At 67.3% G+C, this 8158-nt stretch carries 6 protein-coding genes; 2 read left to right on the top strand and 4 right to left on the bottom strand.

All coding sequences use genetic code 11. The features are described 5' to 3' along the window. Positions 1 to 125: 125 nt before the first annotated feature. The 4 genes from HMPREF0043_RS07415 to HMPREF0043_RS07400 all read right to left on the bottom strand — a co-directional run bounded on the left by HMPREF0043_RS07415 (position 126) and on the right by HMPREF0043_RS07400 (position 6053). Positions 126 to 1784 carry an ABC transporter family substrate-binding protein gene (locus HMPREF0043_RS07415; protein ID WP_021602386.1) on the bottom strand — a complete coding sequence of 553 codons (1659 nt, stop codon included), beginning with the start codon at positions 1782 to 1784 and terminating at the stop codon, positions 126 to 128. 165 nt (positions 1785 to 1949) lie between these two features. Beyond that, on the bottom strand, positions 1950 to 4055 hold the full coding sequence (locus HMPREF0043_RS07410) for a dipeptide ABC transporter ATP-binding protein (protein WP_021602385.1): 2106 nt from the start codon (positions 4053 to 4055) through the stop codon (positions 1950 to 1952). Next, positions 4052 to 5071 carry an ABC transporter permease gene (locus HMPREF0043_RS07405; protein WP_021602384.1) on the bottom strand — a complete coding sequence of 340 codons (1020 nt, stop codon included), beginning with the start codon at positions 5069 to 5071 and terminating at the stop codon, positions 4052 to 4054. The genes HMPREF0043_RS07410 and HMPREF0043_RS07405 overlap by 4 nt, the downstream gene beginning before the upstream one ends. 1 nt (position 5072) lies before the next feature. Beyond that, positions 5073 to 6053: an ABC transporter permease gene (locus tag HMPREF0043_RS07400; protein WP_232206077.1), complete on the bottom strand. Its 981-nt coding sequence runs from the start codon at positions 6051 to 6053 to the stop codon at positions 5073 to 5075. A gap of 389 nt (positions 6054 to 6442) precedes the next feature. Here HMPREF0043_RS07400 and lipB point away from each other — a divergent pair, with 389 nt between their 5' ends. Both lipB and HMPREF0043_RS07390 read left to right on the top strand, forming a co-directional pair. Then, on the top strand, positions 6443 to 7075 hold the full coding sequence (gene lipB / locus HMPREF0043_RS07395) for a lipoyl(octanoyl) transferase LipB (protein WP_021602381.1): 633 nt from the start codon (positions 6443 to 6445) through the stop codon (positions 7073 to 7075). Continuing rightward, positions 7072 to 8139, top strand: a complete 1068-nt coding sequence (locus HMPREF0043_RS07390) for a lipoyl synthase (protein WP_021602380.1) — start codon at positions 7072 to 7074, stop codon at positions 8137 to 8139. Before lipB ends, HMPREF0043_RS07390 begins: the two co-directional genes overlap by 4 nt. The last annotated feature ends 19 nt before the right edge of the window (positions 8140 to 8158 follow it).

The following is an 8158-nucleotide window of genomic DNA, read 5'->3' as shown; positions in this document are numbered from 1 at the left end:
GGTGCAGGGTCGGGCGCCGTCGGTGCGGCCGGCGCGTGCGTCCGGCTCGACGGAGGCGGCCCCGGAGGTCGCCCTCCGAGGCCGCCTGGATCGACGCCGAGGATCCCGGCGCTCTGGACTTCACGTCACTTGACGAAGCCGATGTTCTGGATGGGCAGCTTGACGAAGCCCATGGCTCCGTAGTTGGCGACCTTCTCCTTGACGGCCCTCTTAGTGGCGCCGTTGTAGACGGGCATGACCCCGTAGAACTTGAAGGCCTCGGCCTCCAGCTCGTTGGCCTTGGCGATCTGCTTCTTGGGATCGGCGATCTTCTCCATCTCGGCGATCTTGGCGTCGAACTCCTTGGATCCCGTGCCCGACTTGTTGAGCGTGGAATCCGAGGCGTAGGTCTGCCTGAAGTAGGCGACGCCGTACGGATCGGTAGAGACGAAGGAGCTCATGACCAGATCGAACTGCTTCTTGGACATGATCGGCGCGAAGTCGGACGAGGGGTGGTCCTCGATCTTGAGGCTGATGCCCACGTTCTTGAGGTCCGACTGGATCGAGACCGCGATGTTCTTGATGTTCGGGTCGTCGCTGAAGACGGGGTAGCGCAGCTCCAGCTTCTTGCCGTCCTTGACTCGGACGCCGTCCTTGCCTTCCTTCCACCCCGCTTCGTCGAGCAGCTTCTTAGCCCCCTTCACATCGAGGGTAACGGCCTTGGAGAGGTTGTCGCGGTATCCGTCCTGGATGGAGAACTGGACCAGGGAACCGGGGAACGGCTCGGAGTAGTCGAGTCCCTTGAAGACTATGTTGGCGATGAGCTTGCGATCGACGGTCTTGAAGACGGCCTCGCGGACCTTCGGATCCGACAGCCCCTGCGAAGCGGAGTTGGCGGTGAGCAGGACGTTCTGGGGCCGGAAGGACGTGTAGACCTTCGTCCCCTCCTTGCCCTTGACCGCGGCGAGGCGCTCGCCCGTGCCGACGCCGGTCGCGTCGATCTCTCCGTTGAGGAAGGCGTTGAGGGAGGCCTGGTCCTCCATCTGCTTCATGACGCGCTTGGTGAGCTTGCCGGGCTTGCCCCACCACTTCTCGTTGGGGACGAAGGTGGCCTGGGGAGCGGACGTGCCTATCGCCACGTTCTCGACCTTGTACGGTCCGGCGCCCCACTCGGGGTGGACCTGCCCCTTGTAGAGGGTGTTGTACTTCTCAGGCGTGTCGACGGCGGGGTGCAGGAGCAAGTTGAACAGGCCCTGCCACCAGGAGTAGACGCCGTCGAAGGTGACGACCGCTTCCTTGGCGGACGCGCCGGCCTTCACCGATTTGATCTGAACGTAACCGTCGGTGGAGTTCGCCTGGTAGGCGGGGTCCTGGCCGTTGTTCGCCTTCCAGGTGTTCTCGAAGGCCTTGTAGTCGATCGGGGTGCCGTCGTTGAACTTCGCCTCCTCGCGGATCTTGTAGGTGACGACGGTGTTGCCGTTCACCTGCGAAGCGCTCACGTCGGTGAAGTAATCCGGGTTAGCCTTGTAATTGCCCTTCTCGTCGAAGAGGGCGAGCTGCGGATTGTACCAATACCACATGTCGGTCGTGTCCGCCGTGGAATCCTGGTGGAAAGGATTCTGCTGTTCAGTTATACTCTGAATGGCGGTCGTCAGGGTGCCGCCCTTCTTGAGCTCGTCGTAGGAGGCTCGCTTGTAGTCGGCCGCAACCAGCTTCGTGTGTTTGCCGCTGTTCTGGGAGCCGCCGCACGCGGACAGCGCGAGCGCCACCGCCGCGGCCGCGGCAATGATTCCAGTCTTTCTCATGACTATCCCTTCATCGGAATCAGACGCTCGGTGAGCGCACTGAGTGTTTTCATCATAGGAATCCCCCGATCGATCGCGGAATGGGGAATCCGGATTCTGAGACGTTTGCACGTCGATACGCCCACCCTCCGCGCGTCCGCGGGTCTGCGGCGGATGGAGCGGGTCTCACCGGTAATGGCAGGCGTTGGCATGGTCGACTCCCTGGTCGGAGGCCACGAGCATGGGGGTCTCGCCGTCGCACCGCCGCCTCTGCTCGTCCGAGAGGGTCAGGTACAGGGGGCAGCGCGAGCGGAAGGCGCATCCCGGGCTGTCGTCCGTCGGGCTGGGCAGGTCGCCCTTGAGCACCACCCGCTTGCGGTTCCTCTCCACGTCCGGGTCGGGTATCGGCACGGCCGACAGCAGCGCCTGCGTGTAGGGGTGCTGCGGATTGTCGAAGACGTGCTCGACGTCCCCCGTCTCGACGAACTTGCCCAGGTACATGACCGCGACGCGGTCGGAGGTGTGGCGGATGACCGACAGGTCGTGCGCGACGAAGAGGTACGACAGGCCGAGTTTGAGCTTGAGCTCCTCGAGGAGGTTGATGACGTCCGCCTGGATGGACACGTCCAGGGCGGAGACGGGCTCGTCGAGCACGATGATGTCCGGATTCGTCGCCAGGGCGCGAGCCAGGCCGATGCGCTGGCGCTGGCCGCCCGAGAAGGCGCCGGGGAAGCGGTCCTTCTGCTCGGGCTTGAGGCCCACGAGGTCCATGAGCTCGCCGACCCGCTCGTTGACGTCGCCCTCGTATCCGAAGGACTTGAGCGGTTCGGCGATGACGTCCTTGACCGTCAGGCGCGGGTCGAGCGCGCCCATGGGGTCCTGGAAGACCATCTGGATCTTGCGGCGCATGCTCCGCCGCGACGAGCGCCCGAGGCCGGTGACCTCCGTGCCGTCGACGACGATGGAGCCGTGGAGGTTCTTGCCCATCCCCAGGTCCATGATCTCCAGGAGCGTCGTCGACTTGCCCGACCCCGACTCGCCGACGATCGCCAGGGTCTCCCCCGCGCGCAGTTCGAAGTCGACGCCGTTGACGGCGTACACCGAGCCGATGCGGCGCTTGAGGACGGCCCCCTTGACCAGCGGGAAGGTCTTGACGAGGTCCTTGACGTCGAGGACGACCCTCCGCTCCTCGCGCGGGATCCCCCCCATCGCGTCCGCGGGCCGCTCGGGCACCGGGAAGAGCGCCTCTCCCCCGATCATGCGGCCCTCGATCTCGTGGGAGCGGACGCAGGCGGCCGAATGGACGAAGACGAGCTCCCCGCTGGGGTCGATGCCGTCCTTCTGGGTCGGCACGAGCGGATCGGTGCTCTCCAGGGAGGGCTCGGCCTTCAGACAGGCGTCCGTGGCCACCGGGCAGCGTTCGGAGAACGGGCAGATGTCCGGGAAGTCGATGACCGTGGGGGGATTGCCGGTGATGGGCACGAGCGGTTCGTCGCTCGTCTGGTCCGCGCGGGGGATCGAGCCGAGCAGGCCGATCGTGTACGGCATGTGCGGTTCGTAGAAGACCTCGTCGACGGTGCCCACCTCGACCGGCTTGCCCGCGTACATGACGATGACGTCGTCGGCCACCCCCGCCACGACGCCCATGTCGTGGGTGATCATGATGACGCCCGCGCCGGTCTCCTGCTGGGCCACGTCGATGACGTCCAGGATCTGCGCCTGGATCGTCACGTCGAGCGCCGTGGTCGGCTCGTCGGCGATGAGCACGCGGGGGTTGTTGGCGATCGCCTGGGCGATGACGACCCGCTGGCGCATGCCGCCGGAGAACTCGTGGGGGAAGGCCTTGACCCGCCGCTGGGGGTTGGGGATGCCGACGAGGTCGAGCAGCTCGACGGCCCGCTCCCAGGCGGCCTTGGAGCTGAGGGCCTTGTCGTGGGCCTGGAGCGCCTCGACGATCTGCGTCCCCACGTCGAAGACGGGCGTGAGGGCCGAGAGGGGGTCCTGGAAGATCATCCCCAGGTCCTTGCCGCGGAACTCCGACATCTCGACGTCGCCCTTGCCCAGGAGCTCCTCCTCCCCGAGCCGCACCGAGCCGGTGATCTTCGCGTAGGAGGGCAGCAGGCCCATGATCGCCAGCGACGACACCGACTTCCCGGAGCCCGACTCGCCGACGATGCACAGCGTGCGCTTGGGGTAGAGGTCGAAGTTCACTCCGCGGACGGCCTCGACGAGGCCGGCCTCCGAGGGGAAGGACACGTGCAGATCGCGCACGGACAGGATCGGATCGGTCATGCTCGGCCTCCAGCCGACGAGTTGGGATCGAGTGCGTCGCGCAGGCCGTCCGCGATCAGGGCCATGGACACGGTCAGGAGGACGAGCGTGATGGCCGGAGCCCAGAACGTCCACGCGGCCGTGCGAACGGAATTCGCGCCGGTGGTCAGGAGATTGCCGAGCGAGATGTCGGGGAGCTTGACGCCCAGCCCGAGGAAGGACAGGCCCGTCTCCGACATGACGGTGGTGACGACGCCGAGCGTGGCGTTGACGATGAGGAGCGAGCCGATGTTCGGGATGATGTGGCGGATGACGATGCGCGGGCCGGACACGCCCATGAAGCGCGCCGCCTTCACGTATTCGCGCTCGCGGATCGAAATCGCCAGCGACCAGACGATCCGCGCCGGGTACATCCATCCGATGACGATGAGGACCACCGTGAGGACCTTCCAGTCGCCGCCGGAACCGGCCACGAGGAGTGCCACCAGGAGGAAGCTCGGGATGATGAGCATGAAGTGGATGAAGGCGAGGATGGCCCTCTCCGCGCGACCGCCGAGGAAGGCGGCTATCGATCCGATGAAGGCGGATATGGCCGTCGTCGCGATCGAGACGGTCAGGGCGATGGTCAGCGACCGGCCGAGGCCGTGGACGACCTGGGCGAACATGTCGTTGCCGGCGCCCGAGGTTCCGAACCAGTGCTCGGGCGAGGGCGGGGTCTGGATGTTGTACCGGTCGAGGTCCTCGTAGTCCCACTTGGTCAGACGGGGGCCGACGAAGACAAGCAGGACGAGGAAGACGAAGATGGCCGATCCGGCGACCGCCGGCTTGTTGCGCATGAAGCGCCGGAAGTAGAGGGTGGACAGCCGCATCCCGCCGGTGACGGCCGCCTCCTTCTCCTCGGCTGCGGAGGCCTTGCCGCGCCTGCCGCGCCGGGGCCTGCGCTCGGCGGCCCGGCCGTCGGGGGCGGGCGCCGCCTCAGGCTCCCGGACTTGCGGGTCCTGGATGTCCGGGGTCTCGATTTCCGGGGTCTGGGCCATGTCAGCTCACCCTCACTCTGGGGTCTAGGACGACGATGATGATGTCGGAGAGGATCGCCCCGACGGCCGTCAGCACGGCGGTGAACGCCGCGGTGGCGACGACTCCGTGGATGTCGTTCTTCGTGATCGTCTGGACGAGGTACTGCCCCATGCCCCTCCACGCGTAGATGGTCTCCGTCAGGGTGGCGCCCGTGAAGACGGTGGGGATGGCGAAGGCGACGGACGTGGCCACGGGGATGATCGACGTGCGCAAGGCGTGCCTGCGGATCGCCTGGGAGCGCGTCAGGCCCTTGGAGCGGGCGGTGCGCACGTAGTCCGCCTCGATGTTGTCCAGCAGGAGGGAGCGCTGGGTCAGGTGGTAGACGGCGTAGGAGATGAAGACGAGCGAGATCGTGGGCAGGGTGAGGCGCTGCAGCAGGTCGACGAGGGAGGGGAGGAAGCCCTCGGCGTCGCCTCCGGCGGTGCCCGTCACGTAGAAGATCGTCGTGCCGGCCATGTCGTTGATCTTGATGGCGGCCAGGACCAGGGCGGTCGAGGCGACGACCGTGTGCGTGTTCATCGACAGGACGGCCAGGCCCTGGAAGAAGCGGTCGGAGCGGCTGTACTGGCGGGAGGCGGTGTAGACGCCGATGGCCACCCCGATGACGACGCTCAAGACCGTGGCGCCGAAGACGAGCTCGGCCGAGACCCACATGCGGGAGGCGATCTCGTCGTTGACGCTGCTGCCGACGATGCCCTTGCCCCAGTCCCAGTGGAAGAGGACGCCGCTGAGCCACCTCCACCACCGGGTGAGCAGCGGAGTCTCCGGGCTGAGGTTCATCGGTTCCAGCGTGGCGATGATCTGCCGATGCGGCAGCGGGGGCTTGCGCCCGATGTAATTCGAATACGGGTCCAAAAACCAATTCGCGAGGAAGTATGTCATGTTGGTGGCGATGAAGACCATCACCAGCCAACCGAACATCTTCCGGAAGACGTATCTCACCACTTCTGTGGCCTCTCACTCTGGGACTCGTGCCCTCGACACGGCTCGTGCATCTTACACACGCGCTCTGTAAACGTCGTGTAAAACAGCCGTCGCCTCGAGAAAGCCCCGCGCGCTCCGCCGGCCACGGCCTGCGGGAGTCACGCGGGTAGGACTTAGCCGCAGACTTTACCAAAGCTTTGCCGAGGTCGTATATTCGCCCGGTTCCGGGCCCGACCGCTGCGGGCGGACTCGAACCCGCTCCCCCGCCCGACGCCGGCGGCGCATCATCCGTTCCCGTGCGTTGACGCGCCCGAGCCGCTCGGGGCCGCCCACGCCTTTCAGCCGGGTTCGCCCGCACCCGCGGCGGCGGTTCGCGCAACGGGGAGGGGGAAACATATGCTCGACGGGTGCGCGTTCTCAATCTGCTGGACCGGGGTCCGCTGGACTACATGGAGGTCGACGCCCTCCAGCGCGATCTCCATCACGATGTGGCGGACCTGCGCGCTCCCGACACCCTGATCGCCTGGCAGTCCCGCGACGTCTACACGGCGGGCCGCCGCACGCGGCCGCAGGACGTCCCCGACGCCGGCCTCGCCGTGGTCGAGGCGGACCGGGGAGGCTCCGTCACCTACCACGGGCCGGGGCAGCTGGTCGTCTACCCCATCGTCAGGACGCCGGAGGGCAGCGACGTCGTCGCCTTCGTGCGCGCCCTGGAGGGGGCCGTCATCGCGGCGCTCGCCGCCTTCTCCATCCGCGGCGAGCGAGTGGGGGGACGCTCCGGCGTATGGTGCGGAGGGAACAAGATCTGCGCCATCGGTGTAAAATTCTCACGGAACACGACATTGCACGGCCTGGCTCTCAACGTCGCGACGGACCTGGAGAAATTCACACGGATCGTCCCCTGCGGCATCTCCGACGCCGGCGTGGCCTCCATGGAGTCATTGGGCCGGGCGGCCACGCTCGACGAGGCGGCGGAGGCCCTCCTCCCCGAGCTCTCGTCGGCGTTGGGCGCATTCCAGCTTCGAACGGAGGGGCGATGACGAATCGAGGGACGGCCGTCGCGCCCGACGGCCGCAGGCTCCTGAGAGTCGAAGCCCGCAACGCGCAGACGCCCATCGAGGGCAAGCCGGACTGGATCCGCACGACGGCGGTCGTCGGCGAGGGGTTCCAGGACATGCGCCGGCTCGTCTCCGGATCGGCTCTGCACACGGTGTGCCAGGAGGCCGGGTGCCCGAACGTCTACGAATGCTGGGAGGACCGCGAGGCGACCTTCCTCGTGGGGGGTTCGGCGTGCACGCGGCGCTGCGACTTCTGCCAGATCGCCACCGGCAAGCCGGCTCCGCTCGACGCGGACGAGCCGCGCCGGGTCGGCGAGTCGGTGCGCGGCCTCGGGCTGCGCTACGCCACCGTGACCGGAGTCGCCCGCGACGACCTGCCCGACGGCGCGTCCTGGATCTACGCCGAGACGTGCAGGCAGATCCACGGCCAATGCCCCGGCACCGGCGTGGAGCTGCTCGTCGACGACTTCCAGGGGGACCTCGCCGCATTGAAGGCGGTGATCGACTCCCGCCCGGAGGTCTTCGCCCACAACCTGGAGACGGTGCCGCGCATCTTCAAGAGGATCCGCCCCGCCTTCCGCTACGAGCGCTCGCTGGACGTCATCGCCATGGCCTCCGAGGAGGGGCTGGTCACCAAGTCCAACCTCATCCTCGGCATGGGGGAGACGCGCGAGGAGATCGAACAGGCCATGGCCGACCTCCGCGACAATTCCTGCGACCTGCTGACGATCACCCAGTACCTGCGCCCGTCCGCCCTCCACCACCCGATCGACCGCTGGGTCAAACCGCAGGAATTCCTGGACTTGCAGAGGCTCGGGGAGCGGATGGGCTTCGCCGGCGTCATGGCCGGGCCGCTCGTACGCTCCTCCTACCGCGCGGGCCACCTGTACGGCAAGGCGATGAGAGCGAAAGGCCGGCCCCTGCCCGAGGGGATGGAGCACCTCGCCGAGCCGATGACAGCCCGCCAGGAGGCGAGCTCGCTCCTCTCGCGAGGCCGCGGAGCGCGGGCGGCCGGGCACGCCGGAGCCGGACGCGGCTGCGCCTGACGGCCGGGCGCCGCGGAGC

The organism is Actinobaculum sp. oral taxon 183 str. F0552, assembly GCF_000466165.1.
GTDB lineage: Bacteria > Actinomycetota > Actinomycetes > Actinomycetales > Actinomycetaceae > Peptidiphaga.
Note: the sequence above shows the minus strand (reverse complement) of the source record. Positions and strands in the feature narration are given on the sequence as shown.